Here is a 15,727-nt window from a genome sequence, read left to right on the forward strand (position 1 = left end):
ATCTGCGCCCGCTCCGCGGACGACAACCTCTGCCCCGGCATGACCCCTCATCCTGACGAGAATCCACCCCGTTGCAACAACCACTTGAGCCCAAGGCGTCCGATGCCGCTACATCAAGGATCGAGCACGATCTTGGTGTGGAAGGCGCCGATTGCCGGCCTCCGGGCATTCGGCGTGCGGCCGGCGGGCGGCGGGCGGCGGGCGGCGGCGACGCGGGCGTGCGGAGGGCGTGCAGACGTGCGGCGACGCGGGAGTGCGGCCTGTGAGCTTGCGGAGGGCGTGCGGCGTGCGGGAGTGCGGCCCTCGGGGTCGGCGCGCAGATGCGCTGGGTGGGCGGGTCAGGTGGTGAGGTCCGCGGTTGGCAGGGACGGGCCGTCACCGACCAGGCGGAAGGCGTCGGTGCCGGCGGGTTCGACCAGCCCGTCCTGCACCAGGCCGGCGAGGGCGCGGGCGCGTTGCACGTCGTCGGTCCAGACCTGGTCCAACCGCTGGTGCGGGACCGGCCCGGTGCTGTCCCGGAGCACTCCGAGCAGCAGACCGCGGACCTGTCGGTCGGTGCCCGCGTACCGCTGGGGTCTGCGGGTCGGCCCGGCCGGCGCCTCCTGGCCAGACGCCCGCCAGGCGCAGACCGCCTCGACAGGGCAGGCGGTGCAGCGCGGTGACCGGGCTGTGCAGATCACCGCGCCCAGTTCCATGAACGCGGCGCTGGCCAGTGCCGCTGCGGCCGGTTCGGTCGGGAGCAGTTCTTCGGTGGCGACGAGGTCCGCTGGTCGGGTGACGGGCCCGGCGTCCGGTTCGCCGGCCACCGCCCGGCACACGACTCTGCGTACGTTGGTGTCGACGACCGGGTGCCGCTGTCCGTACGCGAAGGCGGCAACCGCCCGCGCGGTGTACGTGCCGACGCCGGGCAGTGCGAGCAGTTGCTCCAGTCGGTCCGGCACCTGACCGCCGTGCCGGTCCACGATCGCGACAGCGCATTCGCGCAGGCGGACCGCCCGACGGGGGTAGCCGAGGCGTCCCCACATCCGGATGGCCTCGGCTGGCGTGTCCGCCGCCAACGCGGCCGGCTCCGGCCAGCGGGCCAGCCACGCCTGCCAGGCCGGCACCACCCGGACAACTGGTGTCTGCTGGAGCATGACCTCGCTGACCAGGATGGCCCACGGGGTGACGCCGGGCTCGCGCCACGGCAGGTCACGGGCGTGCTGCTGGAACCACCGGCTGACCAGGGAGGCGAAGTCGGGTTGAGTCATGGCGTCGTCGATGATGTCACGCCCGGCGTTCCCGTTGGGTGGGCGGCTCGGGCGGGGCGCCACGTCCTGGTTCGGCGGGCGGGGGAGAATGCGCGGATGAACGAGCTCGCGATCACCGTCATCGGTCGGGACCGGCCGGGCATCGTGGCCGACGTCGCGGAGGTGCTGGCTCGACTGGGGGCGAACCTCACCGACAGCACGATGACGCGGCTGCGGGGGCATTTCGCGATGACCCTCATCTGCACCGGTCCGGCCGCCGTCGAGGTCGAGGCCGCACTGGCGTCGCTGGCGGCCGAGGGCCAGCTGCTGGCGACGGTACGCGCGGTCACCCCGGACGGCGATGTTCCTCCGGTGGGTGAGCCGTACGTGATGGCGGTGCACGGTTCGGACCGGATGGGGATCGTCGCGGCGATGACGCGGGTGCTGGTGGATGCCGGGGGGAATGTCACCGACCTGAGTACCCGGTTGACCGGTGCGCTCTACGTGGTCCTGGCGGAGGTCGAGTTGCCGGCCGGTGTGGCGGACACTGTGCTCGACCGGCTGCACCGGACGGCTGCCGAGCTGGGCGTGGAGGTCACCCTCCGGCCTGCGGATCCGGATCTGTTGTGACCGGCGAGGAGCGCGGGCCGGAGGTCGGCCTGGGGGGCTGGACTCCGGAGTCGCTGGACGTGCCGGGGGAGGTGCGGGCTGTGGTGTCCGCCCCGCATCCGGTGCTGAGTCGGGCCGCGGACGAGGTCGACCCCACGGCAAAGGAGACTGTTCAACTCGCTGCCGACCTGGTAGCCACGATGAAGGTCTCGCCGGGCTGCGTCGGGCTGGCCGCGCCGCAGGTCGGGGTAGGCGCTCGGGTTTTCGCCGTCGATGTGACCGGGCACCCGAAGGCGGTGACGGTGCACGGCACCTTCGTGTTGTGCAACGCGCGTGTGGTCGAGGCCACGCGGTGGAAGCCGGGCCGGGAGGGCTGCATGTCGGTGCCGGATCTGACCGGGGACGTAAAGCGGGCCAGCCGGCTGGTGGTGGAGGGTGACCTGCCGGGCAGCGGCGTGCCGGTGCGGCTGGTGACCGACGGCTTCGAGGCTCGGGCGTTGCAGCACGAGATCGACCATTGTGCGGGGCTACTCTTCCTGGACCGGGTGGCCGGTGCGCACGCGGTCTATCAGCGCAAGGTCTACCTGTGACCGGGTGCCGAACCGTCCTCTTTGGAGGGTGGTGCGGGCGCCTCGGAGTGGCTCCGGCGCGTCGCGCCGCACTGCCGGGTACGGCGCGGCTACGGTGGAGGGCATCATGCGTCTGACGGTCGGCCCCCTGCCACCCGCCGTGTACTGGCGGCGTCGCGCCGTCGTACTCGGAGCGGGGTTCCTGTTCCTGATTGTCCTGCTCTACTCCTGTACCGGTTCGGGTCGTTCCGGCGACAAGGAGCCGAAGGCGGGAGGTTCGCCGTCGGCGACGTCCGCCGCGACGTCAGGTCCCGCTGGCCCGGTGCTGACACCGCAGACCGGCGTTCCGTCGTCGTCCGCGCCCGCTGATTCGGGTGCGACGAGTCCGAGCCCGGCGACCACCAGCAACACACCGCCGCTGGGCGCGGCGGCCGGTTCAGAGGACGACGGCACCTGCACCGACGAGGAGATCAGCGTGATCTCGTCGGCGAGCCAGACCTCGGTGCAGCGGGGCGCGGTGGTCGAGCTGCAACTGCGAATCAAGAACACGTCGGACCGGACGTGCAGTCGCAACGTCGGCGCCGACCTCCAGGAGATCTTCATCAAGTCCGGGGCCGAGAAGGTCTGGTCGTCGGACACCTGCGGCAAGGTCGAGGGCTCGGACGTGCAGTCCTTCACGCCGAACTTCGAGCGCTCCTACCAGGTGCCGTGGAACGGGCGGGACACCAGCCGCTGTAACGGCGCGCTGGCCGCCGGGCCGTTCCCGCCGGTCGGGTCGTACCAGGTGTTCGCCCGGGTCGGCACGAAGCTCAGCGACCCGGCGAAGCTCACCGTCACCGGCTGAGCCGGGTCAGACGTAGCGTTCCAGGATCGATGCCTCGGCGAGCCGGGACAGCCCCTCACGGACGCCGCGGGCCCGGGCGTCGCCGACCCCTTCGACGGCCTGCAGGTCCTCCACTGTCGCGCCGAGCAGACGCTGGAGGCTGCCGAAGTGCAGCACCAGGCGATCGACCACCGCCACCGGCAGCCGGGGCACCTTGGCCAGCAGTCGGAAGCCGCGTGGGCTGACCGCGGCGTCGAGCGCGTCGGACGCGGCTGGGTAGCCGATCGCCTTGGCAACCGACACCAGGTCGATCAGCTCGGTGGCACCGAGCAGGTCCAGCTCGACGAGAGCCTCGTCAAGCGTGCGCGACTTGCGACCGACGGGGAGGTAGTCCCGGATGACCAGCGTGCGGTCGGCGTCCACGCCGGCCATCAGCTCGTCGAGTTGCAGGGCGAGCAGGCGGCCGTCGGTGCCCAGCTCCACCACGTAACCGGCGATCTCGTCGGCGATCCGGCGAACCATCTCCAGCCGCTGCACCACCGCCACCGCGTCCCGCACGGTGACCAGATCCTCGATCTCCAGGGCGGAGAGCGTGCCGGAGACCTCGTCCAGCCGGAGCTTGTAGCGCTCCAGGGTGGCGAGCGCCTGGTTGGCGCGGGAGAGGATGGCCGCCGAGTCGTCGAGCACGTGCCGTTGGCCGTTGACGTAGAGGCTGATGATCCGCATGGACTGGCTGACCGAGATGACCGGATAGCCGGTCTGGCGGGCCACCCGCTCGGCGGTGCGGTGCCGGGTGCCGGACTCTTCAGTCGGGATGGACGGGTCGGGCATCAGGTGCACTGCCGCCCGGACGATCCTGGTGCCGTCGCTGGAGAGCACGACAGCGCCGTCCATCTTGCACAGCTCGCGCACGCGGGTCGCGGAGAACTCCACGTCCAGCGGGAAGCCGCCGGTGCAGAGGCCCTCGACCACTTTGTCGTAGCCGAGCACGATGAGCGCGCCCGTGCGACCCCGCAGGATGCGCTCCAAACCGTCGCGGAGGGCGGTGCCCGGGGCCATCAGGGCGAGGTTGGCGCGTAGCGGATCTCCGGCGCTCCCGGCGGCTCCCGCAGTCACGCTCACGCTGATCGGGCGGGCGGGCGAGCCCACGGCGCCGGTGCGGGCCTGGGGCGGCGCGCCGGCTGGCTTGGTGGTTTCGCGGTCGATCGGCACGGGCACAGTCTACGGACTGCCGTGCGGTGGGTGCTGTCGTGGTTACTGTGATGTGTCACGATGCCGCCCTTTCCTGCGTTTCCCGCTTGCGACGTGCTGTCCGGTTTCGCCGCCCTCGTCGGCACGGTGGGTCACTCGGCGGACGCGCGGGCCGCATGGTGCAGCGCCGAACGGACGTCGGTGACCTCGGTCACCCGCATCTGCTCGGGGCCCGCGCCGGTGCTGGCCGGGCCGCAGCCGGGCGGCACCAGGGCCACTTTGAATCCCAGCCGGGCGGCCTCGGCCAGCCGGCGCGGCACCGCCCCGACCCGGCGCACCTCGCCGGTCAGCCCCACCTCACCGATCGCCACCAGGTGCGGCGCGATCGCCAGGTTGAGCCCGCCGGAGGCGACCGCCAGAGCCACCGCCAGGTCGGCGGCCGGCTCCACCACCCGGATCCCGCCCACTGTGGCGGCGAAGACCTCCCGGTCGTGCAGGGTCAGCCGTTCGGTGCGCCGTTGCAGCACCGCGAGCACCATCGCCAGTCGCGCCGAGTCGAGGCCGGAGACGGTGCGTCGGGGAGAACCCGCCACTGTCGCACCGATCAGCGCCTGCACCTCGGTGACCAGGGCCCGCCGCCCCTCCATGGCCACCGTCACGCAGGTGCCCGGGACCGGTTCCGCGTAGCGGGTCAGGAACAGCCCGGACGGGTCGGCCAGGCTGCTGATGCCGCCCTCGTGCATCTCGAAGCAGCCGACCTCGTCGGCCGCGCCGAACCTGTTCTTCACGCCGCGCACCAGGCGCAGCGACGAGTGCTTGTCGCCCTCGAAGTGCAGCACCACGTCGACCAGGTGCTCCAGCACGCGAGGCCCGGCCACCTGGCCGTCCTTGGTGACGTGCCCGACCAGCACCGTGGCGATGCCCCGCTCCTTGGCGACCGAGACCAGCGCGGCGGTGACCGCGCGGACCTGGGTCACCCCACCGGGCACCCCCTCGGTGCCGGTGGTCGAGATGGTCTGCACCGAGTCGAGCACCAACAGGCCCGGCTTGACCGCGTCGAGGTGACCGAGCACCGAGGCCAGGTCGCTCTCCGCGGCGAGGTAGAGCCGCTCGTGCAGGGTGCCCATCCGCTCGGCGCGCAGGCGCACCTGACTGACCGACTCTTCGCCACTGACCACCAGAGAGGGGCTGCCGGCACCGACCGCCCAATGCTGCGCCACATCGAGAAGGAGGGTCGACTTGCCCACGCCGGGCTCGCCGGCGAGCAACACCACGGCACCGGGGACCAGGCCGCCGCCGAGCACCCGGTCGAGCTCGCTCACACCGGTGGGCACGGCGCGGGCCGGAGCGGCGCTGATGCTGGCGATCGGTCGGGCCGGCTCGGACGGCATCCGGGAGCTGACCACCCGACCGGAGACGGTCGGGCCGGTCACCGTGTGCTCGACCACCGCCCCCCACTCGCCGCACTCCGGGCAGCGCCCCACCCACTTGGGCGGCTGGTGACCGCAGGCGTCGCACTGGTAGGCCGGACGCGGATCGCGGGCGGCGGACCGACCACGGGCGGCACCGGCAGTGCCGCCACGCGGAGGGGTCGATCGGGAGGTGGTCACATCAGGACGCTAGCCCTCGCGTACGACGAAAACACCCCGGCGTGGTGGTCACCACGCCGGGGCGTTCGTCGATGTGCGGATCGGGTCACTCGTGGGTGGTGCCGCCCTCGTTGCCCTCGTAGCCACCTTCGCGCTCGATGATCGGCGACGGAGGGGCCGCCGGGGTGAGCGGCACGGCGACCGGCGCCTGCCCGGTGACAGTGTTGCCGTTGCCGAAGTCGAAGGTCACGACGACGTTCTGGCCGGAGCGCAGCGCCTCGGTCAGGCCGATCAGCCGGAGCTGCGTGGTGGACTCGGAGTTGAACTGGATGTAGCTCAGCGGCGCCAGCTCGATCCGGGCCGGCTGACCCGGGGCGGAGGGGCTCGCCGAACCGGACGCCCGCGCCGACTCCGGGGCGGACGGGGTGGCCGAGGACGATCCGGTCTCGGAGGGCGTCACCGACGGGCTCGGCGAACCGGACGTCGAGTTCGACGGGCTGGCCGAACCGGACGGCGACGGGCTCATGGAGGCGGATTCCGAGGCGGACGGCGACGGGCTCGCCGAGCCGCCGCTGATCACCACCTCACGGGCGCTCTCCGTGGTGACGGTGACAGTCACCGTCTCCTTGGAGTCGTTGTAGATCACGGCGCCGAGCCCCGCGTCCTGCCCGGCCTTGTAGCCCTCGGGGCTCGGGTAGTCCACGAGCAGGCCCCGCACCGAGAAGGAACCGTTGTTGGTCGTGAGGTTGACGCCCTGGACCGACGGCTCCTTCAACGCGGTCTCGGCGATCTGACCGGTGCCGCATCCGGAAGCCAGCAGACTGGCCGCCGCAATCCCGGACAGCAACAGGGCCGCCCGCCGGGATCCCCTGATCGAGCGCGTCACGTCGGTCCTCCTCGTCACAATCCCCACCCGGGCCGTACGCCGGGCACGGTGGCCATACCCGCGCAGACCGCGCTCCAGGGTAGTTGGGACTGATCGAGGCCCGCACGCGGACCCGGCAATGCCACCTGCCCGGGTGGCCTTCAGACCACCCGACCGCTCGCCACCAGCAGAACCACGTCGATCAGGGCCACCAGCATCACCGCCCGGAAGGCCGCCACCGGCCGCCGGCCGGCCCGGATCGCCGAGCGCCCGGCGTACCAGCTCAGTGGCGGCACCACGGCGGCCGTGCCGACGGCCGCCCAGCCGATCGCCGACGGCGGCCCGGGTGGTCCGAGGACCAGTGTCGCGGTCGCCGCGAGGAGGAGACCCGCCGCGGCCAGCCGGCTGCCGGCGGCGCCCAGCCGGTGGGGCAGCCCGCGCACGCCGGTGCGGGCGTCGTCGGCCAGGTCGGGCAGCACGTTGGCGAAGTGCGCGCCGGCGCCCAGGCAGGCCGCCGCCGTCACCAGCCAGACCGGCGGGGCCGGCTGACCGGGCAGCGCCAGCACCACGAAGGCGGGCAGCGCGCCGAACGACACGGCGTAGGGCAGCACCGAGAACGCGGTGGCCTTGAGCGGCCAGTCGTAGAGCAGGGCGGAGACCAGGGCGAGCGTCAGCCAGAACGCTGCCACCGGGTTCGTGGTCAGGGCCAGCAGCGGGCAGGCCACCGCGGCCGCCGCGGCGGCCCAGGCCGTGACGCGCCGACCGACCGCGCCACTGGCGACCGGTTTGTCGGTACGCCCCACAGTGGCGTCCCGCTCGGCGTCCAGCGCGTCGTTGGTCCAGCCGACGGCGAGCTGGCTGGCCAACACGGCGAGCACCACCGAGACGATTCCGGTCGGCCGGTGGCCCACTCCCCAGGCCAGCAGACCGGCCACCGTGGTCACCGCCGCGGCCGGTTCCGGATGGCTCGCTCTGACCAGCCCTAACACCCTCGACGACATAAGGGAAGTCTGGTCGTTACCGAGCAGTCGTGCCACGCTCGGTTCCATGCGAGACGTGGCTGCGGCCGGGGCGCCCACCGGTCCGAGGGTGCTGCCGCGAAACGATCCGCGTCAGTACGACGATCTGGCCGGTGAGTGGTGGCGGCCGGATGGCGCCTTCGCGATGCTGCACTGGCTGGCCGAGGCCCGTGCCGCGCTGGTGCCGCCGGCCACCCGTCCGGACGCGTTGCTTGTCGATCTGGGCTGCGGCGCCGGCCTGCTCGCGCCACACCTGGCCGGCAAGGGCTACCGCCATGTCGGGGTGGATCTGACCCGCTCGGCGCTCGTCCAGGCGGCCGAGCACGGGGTGCTGGTGGTCCAGGGTGATGCCACGGCGGTCCCGCTGCCCGACGGCTGCGCCGACGTCGTCTCGGCGGGTGAGTTGCTGGAGCACGTGCCGGCCTGGCCGCGCGCGGTGGCCGAGGCGTGTCGGCTGCTGCGCCCCGGTGGCGTGCTGGTGCTGGACACCCTGAACGACACGGCGTTGGCCCGGCTCGTCGCGGTACGGATCGCCGAGCGGCTGCCGACAGTGCCCCGTGGCATCCACGACCCACAGTTGTTCGTGGACTCCCGGGCGCTGGTGGCCGAGTGCGCCCGACACGGTGTCGACCTGCGCCTGCGGGGCATCCGTCCGCAGGTCGGCGGCATGCTCGCCTGGCTGCTGCGCCGCGCTCGCGCGAGCCGAACGGCTGGGGCGGTGCCCGCTGGCCGCGCGCCGCGCATCGTGCCGACCCGCTCCACCGCCGTGCTCTATCAGGGCCGGGGGGTCCGCAAAGGATAGTCAGGCCGTGGCGGGGTATGGAACGCCGAGGAGGAACGAGATGACGGTGCACGCGCTTGAGGCAGCACGCCGGTTGGCGCCGCGGTTCACCGCGCGGGCGGCCGAGCACGACCGGGACGGTTCCTTCCCCGTGGACGACTTCGCCGACCTGCGCGAGGCCGGCCTGTTCGGGCTGATGGTCCCCCGGGCGCTCGGCGGTCTGGGCGCCACCTTCGCCGAGTACGCCGCGGTGGCCACTGAGCTTGCCCGGGGCAACGGCGCGACGGCCCTGGTGTTCAACATGCACGCTTCGGTGACCGGCGCTCTGGGCGCTGTCACCGAGGAGTTGGCCGAGGCGCTGGGCGTACCGGACGAGGCGCTGGCCGCTCGCGACCGGCTGCTCAGCGCGGCGGCTCAAGGTTCCTGGTACGCGGTCGCCATGAGCGAGCGTGGCGCGGGCGCGCGGCTGTCCCAGCTGACCACGGCGTACGAGTCGACCGACGGGGGCTGGCACCTCAAGGGCAGCAAGACCTTCTGCTCCGGCGCCGGGCACGCGGACGGCTACCTGGTGGCGGCGCGCAGCGCGGTCGACCAGTCGGTGGTCTCACAGTTCCTGGTGCCGGCCGGCGACGGGCTGACGGTGGAGCCGACCTGGGACTCGCTCGGCATGCGCGCCACCTCTTCCCACGACCTGCACCTGGACGTCACAGTGCCCGCCGACCGGCTGCTCGGTGGGGTGGAGGGGCTCGCGCTGGTGGTGGCCCAGCTGATGCCGCACTGGTTGGTGGCCAGCTACGCGGCCGTCTACGTGGGGGTCGCCCGTGCGGCGATCGACGCGGCGGCCGAGCACCTCAACGCCCGCAACCTGGCCGGTCTGCCGGCGGTGCGGGCCCGGCTGGGTCGGGCGGACGCGGCGACGGCCGCCGCGCAGTTGGTGGTGGCCGAGGCGGCCCGCCGGGTGGACGAGGCGCCCGGTGACGAGGAGACCAACCGTTGGGTGTGGCGGGCGAAGCTGCTCGCCGGGACCACCGCCGCCGAGGTGGCGGCGTCGGTGCTGGAGGCGGCGGGCACGTCGGCGACCCGCCGTGGACATCCGCTGGAGCGGCTGTACCGCGACGCCCGCTGCGGCTCGCTGCACCCGGCCACGTCGGATGTCTGCGCCGACTGGCTCGGCATCGCCGCCCTGGGCGGCGACCCGGATCGTGACGGGTCGGCACCGCGTTGGTGAGCCCGCCGCACGGGGCTCGCACGGAGGAACGACCGGCCGAGGTGGCTGGTGGGACGGCCAGGGGGAGGACAGCATCTGACGAGAGGTGGGGATCGTGTTCGTACCAGTGATCGCGGGGCTCGGGACAGCGCAGCCGCCGTCCGCTTCGCAGGCCGAGTTGTGGGAGGGCTTCTTCTCCCGGCACTTCTCCGGCACCACCCGGTCGTTGGCCCAGCGAATCTTCGCCAACTCGGGGGTGACCCGTCGGCAGGCCGCTGTCAATCCGCTGCTGGAGGACGTCTCGGACTGGCCGACCGAGCGCCGGATGCGCCGCTACCAGGTGGAGGCGCTGCCGCTGGGCAAGGAGGCGGTGGGTCGGGCGTTGACCGCTGCCGGGCTGAGCGCCGGCGACATCGGGCTGTTCATCGTCTGCTCCTGTACCGGGTACGCCACCCCGGGGCTGGACATCCTGCTCGCCCGGGACCTGGGCATGGCCGCGGACACCCAGCGGATGTTCATCGGCCACATGGGTTGTTACGCGGCGTTGCCGGGGCTCGGCGCGGCGAGTGACTTCGTCACCGCCCGGGGGCGACCGGCACTGCTGCTCTGCGCGGAGTTGACAAGCCTGCACATCCAGCCGTCGAGCGCCCGGGTGGACACCCAGCAGATCGTCTCCCACGCGCTCTTCTCGGACGCCGCCGTCGCCGCCGTGGTCGTGCCGGGTGGCTCGGGGTACGCGGTGCGCGAGGTCACCGCGGTCACCGACACCTCGACCGCCGACCACATGACCTGGGACGTCACCGACGCCGGGTTCCGGATGGGGTTGTCGCCGAAGGTGCCGCAGGTGCTGTCGAGGCACGTCCGGAAGCTGGTCGACGACCTGTTGGCCCGGCACGGCGTGGCCAGCTCCGAGGTGGACGGTTGGGCGGTGCACCCGGGCGGGCCGCGGATCCTCAACGTGGTCGAGCGGGAGCTGGAGTTGCCCCCGCTGGGGTTGGCGGCGTCCCGGGCGACGCTGGACGAGCACGGCAACTGTTCGTCGCCGACGGTCCTGCTGATCCTGGACCGGTTGGGTCGGGCGACCCCGGCGGCTCGGCGCATCGTCATGCTGGCCTTCGGCCCCGGCCTCACCCTGTACGCCGCTCTGCTGGATCGACAGGACTGAGCCTGCGGCCGGTACGCTCACGTGATGGACGCGACCTCGGACGATCGGCTGCGCTCGGTGGTCCTGTTTGGCGCGGCGGTGGCTGTCCTGGTCGTCGGTGGGTGGTGGTGGCGTGCCGCCGCGCCCGCGTCGACGGCCGGGGCGGCTGTCGACTCGGCGGCGGCGGTGCCGTCGGTCGGGCCGAGCGTCAGCACCCCGATGGAACGTCTCCTCGCTGCTGAGGAGCCCGATGAGCGGGTGACGGTGAGGTTGGACCCGAACACCGGCGAGGTCCTCCGGGTGCGCAAGGGCTCGCACGTGGTGCTCGACCCGGCGACGGGCTCGATCACCGACATCGAGGGCGATCCCGCGGTGCTCTTTCCCGCGGGTGAGCTGCCCTCGTTCCAAATGACGATCTGGCGGGAGGAGCGGGAGCTCGCTCCTGGCCAGGATGTGACCCGGCAGGCCAGCGACGACGGTTCCCGCTACCTGCTCCAGTACCGGTGCACCCGGCCGGGCACGCTGGCGGTGACGAGCGACGAGGCCAAGATCAACGGTCAGCCGCGCATCGACTGCGATGGCACGGTCGCCAATGCCGAGGTGCTGCCCGGTGGCGGGCCGTTCCGGCTGTCGCTGTCGGCCGTCGACCGGCCGATCGACATCCAGGCGCAGCTCGTCGCGTTGCCCCCTCGCTGACAGGGGCCGCTCAGGCGGCCAGGGCGCTCAGGTCGCTCCGGTAGGACTCGATCGTGCCCAGGTCCGGCAGCACCCGGGTCACGATGCCGGCCCGGTCGACCAGCAGGGCGGTCGCGGCGCCGGGGCGGGCCGGCTGGCCCAGGAACGAACGCAGGCCTCCGGCGGGGTCGGCCAGGGCGCGAGCCTGCCGCTCGATGGTGGGCCTGGCCGGTGCCGTCCGCCCGGTGACGGTGACCACGGAGACGCCGGCGGGCGCGGCCGTCAGGGCGTCGGTGACCCGGTCCGGGCAGGGGCAGCCGTCCAACAGAATGATCATGGCGGGTAGCAGGCCGCGCAGTGGTACGGGTGCGTCGTCCGCGTCGACCAGGTCCAGTGCGGGCAGCGCCCGACCGGTGAGGGTCGCCGGCGGCGAGTAGGGGGCCGGGGTCGGCCGGTCGGCGCCGCGGTTGGCGCGGGGCCAGGTGACAGCCAGCAGGCCGGCCAGCGTGGTGAGGACCGCCACCAGCAGGACCACCAGCGGCAGGCCCAGGGCCCGGTAGCCGCCCGGGAGGCCACTGGCCCGGCGCAGTTCATGGCGGACCTGAGCGGCCTCGGCGGCCAGCGCGGAGGCGTCGTCGGGGACCACCACGCGGCCCCATTCGGGCGGTAGGCCGGGCAGGCCGTCGGCTGGCCCGTGACCCTCTGCGTCCGGCTTGCCCATCGGACCTCCTGGAAGCGTCTCGAGAGCTGAGTGCGGCTCGGTCTCCAGGGTCGCGCACCAGGGGCTCCTCCCGCTACATCTGGGCGCGGTCCTGCTGACCGGGCTACCATGGGAGAAGCGCATAGCCCTTGATCTCGACGTTCTGTTCACCCGTACCGGGCAGTCATTCCCGCGTTACGGAGCGTGTTCGAACCATCGGTTTGACCGCCTGTCAAGCTGAAGCAAGACCTCTCACAGGGCCCCTGAGCTGCGCCAACGGTCAGGACATCGGTGAGACATCGGTGCCTGAGCGTGTTACCCTAGACACAGCGAAAGGGGTTTCGAACCTATGGTTTTCAGTGTCGGCGAGACCGTTGTTTACCCCCACCACGGGGCCGCACTCATCGAGGCAATCGAGACTCGGGTCATCAAGGGCGAGCCTAAGCAATACCTCGTCCTGAGGGTCGCGCAGGGTGACCTGACGGTCCGGGTGCCGGCCGAGAACGCCGAGATCGTGGGCGTCCGCGAGGTGGTCGGCGAAGAGGGCCTCGGGAAGGTCTTCGACGTTCTGCGGGCTCCGCACACCGAGGAGCCGACCAACTGGTCGCGGCGTTACAAGGCCAATTTGGAAAAGCTGGCTTCCGGCAACCCGCTGAAGGTCGCCGAGGTCGTGCGTGACCTGTGGCGCCGGGAGCGGGAGCGGGGCCTCTCTGCGGGCGAGAAGCGGATGCTCGCCAAGGCCCGCGACATTCTCGTCGGCGAGGTCGCGCTGGCCGAGAAGAGCACCAAGGATGAGGCGGAGACGCTGCTCGACAAGGTCCTCACCGAGGCCTAGTCCGCACAGCATCGTCGTACCCACTTCGTAGTGAAGAAACCACCGAGGACCGCGACGTGACCGCGCAGCTCAATCCGCGCGGTGACGTCGCGGTCCTCGTGCCTGCGGCGGGTGCCGGCGTACGGCTCGGCCCCGGCCGACCCAAGGCGCTGCGCCTGCTCGCCGGTGAGCCGCTGTTGGTGCACGCAGTGCGTCGACTGGCCGCCGCGCCGTCGGTGCACACCATCGTGGTGGCCGCGCCGACCGCGGAGGTGCAGGCCGTCCGCGAGCTGTTGGCCCCTGTCGCTCCGGTGATCGTGGTGCCCGGCGGCGCGGAACGGCAGGCGTCGGTGGCCGCCGCGCTGGCCGCGGTGCCCGCCGGTCCGACGATCGTCCTGGTGCACGATGCCGCCCGAGCGCTCACCCCACCTGAGCTTGTCGAATCCGTCGCGGCGGCGGTGCGTGGCGGGCGTGACGCGGTGATCCCGGTCCTGCCGGTCGTCGACACGATCAAGGAGGTCGGCGCCGACGAGGTGGTGCTCGGCACCGTCGACCGTTCCGCCCTGCGCGCGGTGCAGACCCCGCAGGGTTTCCGTCGGGCGGTGCTCAGCGCCGCCCATGCCGCCGCCGGTGACTCCCTCACCGACGATGCCGGGCTGGTCGAGAAGCAGGGCGTCGCGGTGAGCTGCGTGCCCGGCTCGGAGTACGCACTCAAAATCACCCGACCGTTCGACCTGGCTCTGGCCGAGCATCTGCTTGCCGCAGCCGGTTGACGCGTACCCTCTGATCATGATCGTTCCCCGGGTGGCCATCGGCACCGACGTGCACGCGTTCGAGCCGGGTCGGCCCTGCTGGGTGGCCGGGCTGTTCTGGCCCGACCAGGACGGCCTCGCCGGGCATTCGGACGCCGACGTGGCAGCGCACGCCGCCTGCAACGCGCTGCTCTCCGCCGCTGGTCTCGGTGATCTCGGTTCCGCCTTCGGGGTGGGCCAGCCGGAGTGGGCCGGCGCGTCCGGGGTGGCTCTGCTGACCGAGACGGCCCGTCGCGTGCGCGCCGCCGGCCTGGAGATCGGCAACGTGTCCGTCCAGGTCATCGGCAACCGCCCCAAGATCGGCCGGCGTCGCGCGGAGGCGCAGGAGGTCCTCTCCGCCGCTGTCGGCGCCCCGGTCACCGTCTCGGCGGCGACCACCGACGGGCTCGGCTTCGCCGGCCGTGAGGAAGGTTTGGCCGGGGTCGCTGTGGCAGTGGTGTACGACGCGCCGGCCGCCTAGGCTCGCCGCGATGTCCAGCGACCCCGCCCCCGACCAGTCCGCCGCCGACGGCTACGTCCAGCGGGCCCAACTCCTCGCCGAACTCGGCCGCTACGACGAGGCGGCCGGGGAGTTGGCCTACGGGTTGGCCCTCCAGCCGGATGACGTCGACGCGCTCACCATGCTGGCCCGGGTGCACCTGGCCGCCGACCGCCCGGCCGAGGCGCTTACCGCCGCCGACACGGCAGTGGCCGCCGCACCGGAGGCCCTGCCGCCGCTGGTCGCCAGGGGCATGGCCCTGGCCGACCTGGAGCGCTACAGCGAGTCGGCGGCCACCGCCGACCGGATCCTCGCCCTCGGCCCTGCCGACGCGTACGCCCAGCGGAGCGCGGCGGCGATCCTGGCCGGCGCCCGCAACGGCCAGCCGGCGCTGAACGCGGCCTGGCGCGGTGTCGAGTTGGCCCCGCAGGAGCCGCAGGCGCACCTGGTGCTCAGCCTGGTCGCCGCCCGCCTGGACCTGTTCGACCTGGCCGAGCGGGCCTACCGGGAGGCGCTGCGGCTCGACCCGCGGATCGGCGAGGCCGGCCACGAGGTGGGTGTCATGAGGCTGGAGCAGCGCCGCTGGTCGGAGGCGTTGGAGCACGTCGCCGAGGCGGTGACGGTCAGCCCGAGCCGGCTCGACTCGCCACGAACCCTCGCGTACGGGCTGCACCGCCTGGTGCTCTACGGCGCGGGCTGGTCGCTGGTCGCAGCGGTGCTGGTCGCGTTCGCGGCGTCGGCGAGCGACGGGTTCTCCCGCGTCCTGGCGGTGCTCGCCGCGCTCACCGGCGGGATCATCGTCTGGCAGCTCGCTGCCCGGCTGCCCGGGCTGACCCGGACCGTCCTGCCCGCCCTGCTGCACTCGGACCGGGCGATGGCTCTGGCCATCTACGCAGTGGCCGCCGCGCCGCTACTGCTGCTGGTGTACGCCATGGTCGGCTCCCCGTGGCCCCTGGTGCTGGCCATCGCCGTCACTGCGGTAGCCGAGTTCGCCGTATTCAGGCGTACCGCCATCCGCTAACCCAGCCCCAACCCCGGCCCCACCCCCGGCGTAACCCAAAAGATCACCAGCGTCGCGTAGCTCGACCAGGTCAGGGGTTTCGCCGGAGCCCGACCCGCGTCGGGATCACTACCAACTCTTCCTTGGCGGTCTGGGCCTGCTTGCGCTGCGAGTCCAGGGAGGCGAAGTGGGCGCCGCGGCGGCGGGTGAAGCCGTCCCGGG

Annotated in this window: 17 protein-coding genes; 11 read left to right on the top strand and 6 right to left on the bottom strand. The window is 72.8% G+C overall.

Annotated features, from left to right (window positions below; all coding sequences use genetic code 11):
• Positions 1–338 precede the first annotated feature (338 nt).
• On the bottom strand, positions 339–1,250 hold the full coding sequence (locus AB0C20_RS29530) for an A/G-specific adenine glycosylase (RefSeq protein WP_357183465.1): 912 nt from the start codon (positions 1,248–1,250) through the stop codon (positions 339–341).
• A 96-nt stretch (positions 1,251–1,346) separates the two neighbouring features.
• Between AB0C20_RS29530 and AB0C20_RS29535 the strand changes: the two genes are divergently transcribed.
• From AB0C20_RS29535 to AB0C20_RS29545, 3 genes are all read left to right on the top strand, one after another.
• Positions 1,347–1,859 (top strand): ACT domain-containing protein, encoded by a 513-nt coding sequence (locus AB0C20_RS29535; protein WP_357183467.1) that lies wholly within the window; start codon positions 1,347–1,349, stop codon positions 1,857–1,859.
• On the top strand, positions 1,856–2,428 hold the full coding sequence (locus AB0C20_RS29540) for a peptide deformylase (protein WP_357183470.1): 573 nt from the start codon (positions 1,856–1,858) through the stop codon (positions 2,426–2,428). Before AB0C20_RS29535 ends, AB0C20_RS29540 begins: the two co-directional genes overlap by 4 nt.
• A gap of 106 nt (positions 2,429–2,534) precedes the next feature.
• A complete protein-coding gene (locus tag AB0C20_RS29545) occupies positions 2,535–3,251 on the top strand; it encodes a hypothetical protein (RefSeq protein WP_357183473.1) in 717 nt (238 codons plus the stop codon).
• Between the two features lie 6 nt (positions 3,252–3,257).
• Here the strand turns inward: AB0C20_RS29545 and disA are convergent, their stop codons facing one another.
• From disA to AB0C20_RS29565, 4 genes are all read right to left on the bottom strand, one after another.
• Entirely contained in the window at positions 3,258–4,442 is a 1,185-nt protein-coding gene (gene disA / locus AB0C20_RS29550) for a DNA integrity scanning diadenylate cyclase DisA (protein WP_357183476.1), read from the bottom strand.
• Between the two features lie 131 nt (positions 4,443–4,573).
• Positions 4,574–6,031, bottom strand: coding sequence for a DNA repair protein RadA (gene radA, locus AB0C20_RS29555; protein WP_357183479.1), 1,458 nt, complete (start codon positions 6,029–6,031; stop codon positions 4,574–4,576).
• Between the two features lie 85 nt (positions 6,032–6,116).
• Positions 6,117–6,896, bottom strand: coding sequence for a hypothetical protein (locus AB0C20_RS29560; protein WP_357569173.1), 780 nt, complete (start codon positions 6,894–6,896; stop codon positions 6,117–6,119).
• A 140-nt stretch (positions 6,897–7,036) separates the two neighbouring features.
• Complete coding sequence (locus AB0C20_RS29565) at positions 7,037–7,876, bottom strand: UbiA family prenyltransferase (protein ID WP_357183485.1); 840 nt, start codon at positions 7,874–7,876, stop codon at positions 7,037–7,039.
• A gap of 46 nt (positions 7,877–7,922) precedes the next feature.
• Here AB0C20_RS29565 and AB0C20_RS29570 point away from each other — a divergent pair, with 46 nt between their 5' ends.
• The 4 genes from AB0C20_RS29570 to AB0C20_RS29585 all read left to right on the top strand — a co-directional run bounded on the left by AB0C20_RS29570 (position 7,923) and on the right by AB0C20_RS29585 (position 11,722).
• The gene (locus AB0C20_RS29570; RefSeq protein WP_357183488.1) at positions 7,923–8,696 is read left to right on the top strand and encodes a methyltransferase domain-containing protein; all 774 of its coding nucleotides are present in this window, start codon (positions 7,923–7,925) and stop codon (positions 8,694–8,696) included.
• 40 nt (positions 8,697–8,736) lie between these two features.
• Positions 8,737–9,903, top strand: coding sequence for an acyl-CoA dehydrogenase family protein (locus AB0C20_RS29575; RefSeq protein ID WP_357569174.1), 1,167 nt, complete (start codon positions 8,737–8,739; stop codon positions 9,901–9,903).
• A gap of 94 nt (positions 9,904–9,997) precedes the next feature.
• Complete coding sequence (locus AB0C20_RS29580; protein ID WP_357569175.1) at positions 9,998–11,047, top strand: type III polyketide synthase; 1,050 nt, start codon at positions 9,998–10,000, stop codon at positions 11,045–11,047.
• Between the two features lie 24 nt (positions 11,048–11,071).
• Positions 11,072–11,722, top strand: coding sequence for a hypothetical protein (locus tag AB0C20_RS29585; RefSeq protein ID WP_357183494.1), 651 nt, complete (start codon positions 11,072–11,074; stop codon positions 11,720–11,722).
• Positions 11,723–11,732: 10 nt separating this feature from the next.
• Here AB0C20_RS29585 and AB0C20_RS29590 read toward each other — a convergent pair whose 3' ends face one another.
• Positions 11,733–12,422, bottom strand: a complete 690-nt coding sequence (locus tag AB0C20_RS29590; protein ID WP_357569176.1) for a hypothetical protein — start codon at positions 12,420–12,422, stop codon at positions 11,733–11,735.
• A 328-nt stretch (positions 12,423–12,750) separates the two neighbouring features.
• Here AB0C20_RS29590 and AB0C20_RS29595 point away from each other — a divergent pair, with 328 nt between their 5' ends.
• From AB0C20_RS29595 to AB0C20_RS29610, 4 genes are read left to right on the top strand one after another with little or no spacing between them, the layout of a single operon-like run.
• Complete coding sequence (locus AB0C20_RS29595; RefSeq protein ID WP_007073334.1) at positions 12,751–13,236, top strand: CarD family transcriptional regulator; 486 nt, start codon at positions 12,751–12,753, stop codon at positions 13,234–13,236.
• Between the two features lie 56 nt (positions 13,237–13,292).
• On the top strand, positions 13,293–13,988 hold the full coding sequence (ispD, locus tag AB0C20_RS29600) for a 2-C-methyl-D-erythritol 4-phosphate cytidylyltransferase (RefSeq protein WP_357569177.1): 696 nt from the start codon (positions 13,293–13,295) through the stop codon (positions 13,986–13,988).
• 13 nt (positions 13,989–14,001) lie between these two features.
• Positions 14,002–14,487 carry a 2-C-methyl-D-erythritol 2,4-cyclodiphosphate synthase gene (gene ispF / locus AB0C20_RS29605; protein WP_357183907.1) on the top strand — a complete coding sequence of 162 codons (486 nt, stop codon included), beginning with the start codon at positions 14,002–14,004 and terminating at the stop codon, positions 14,485–14,487.
• 10 nt (positions 14,488–14,497) lie between these two features.
• Positions 14,498–15,526 (top strand): tetratricopeptide repeat protein, encoded by a 1,029-nt coding sequence (locus tag AB0C20_RS29610; RefSeq protein ID WP_357569178.1) that lies wholly within the window; start codon positions 14,498–14,500, stop codon positions 15,524–15,526.
• Positions 15,527–15,727 lie beyond the last annotated feature (201 nt).

The organism is Micromonospora sp. NPDC048843, from assembly GCF_040649965.1.
Lineage (GTDB): Bacteria > Actinomycetota > Actinomycetes > Mycobacteriales > Micromonosporaceae > Micromonospora > Micromonospora hortensis.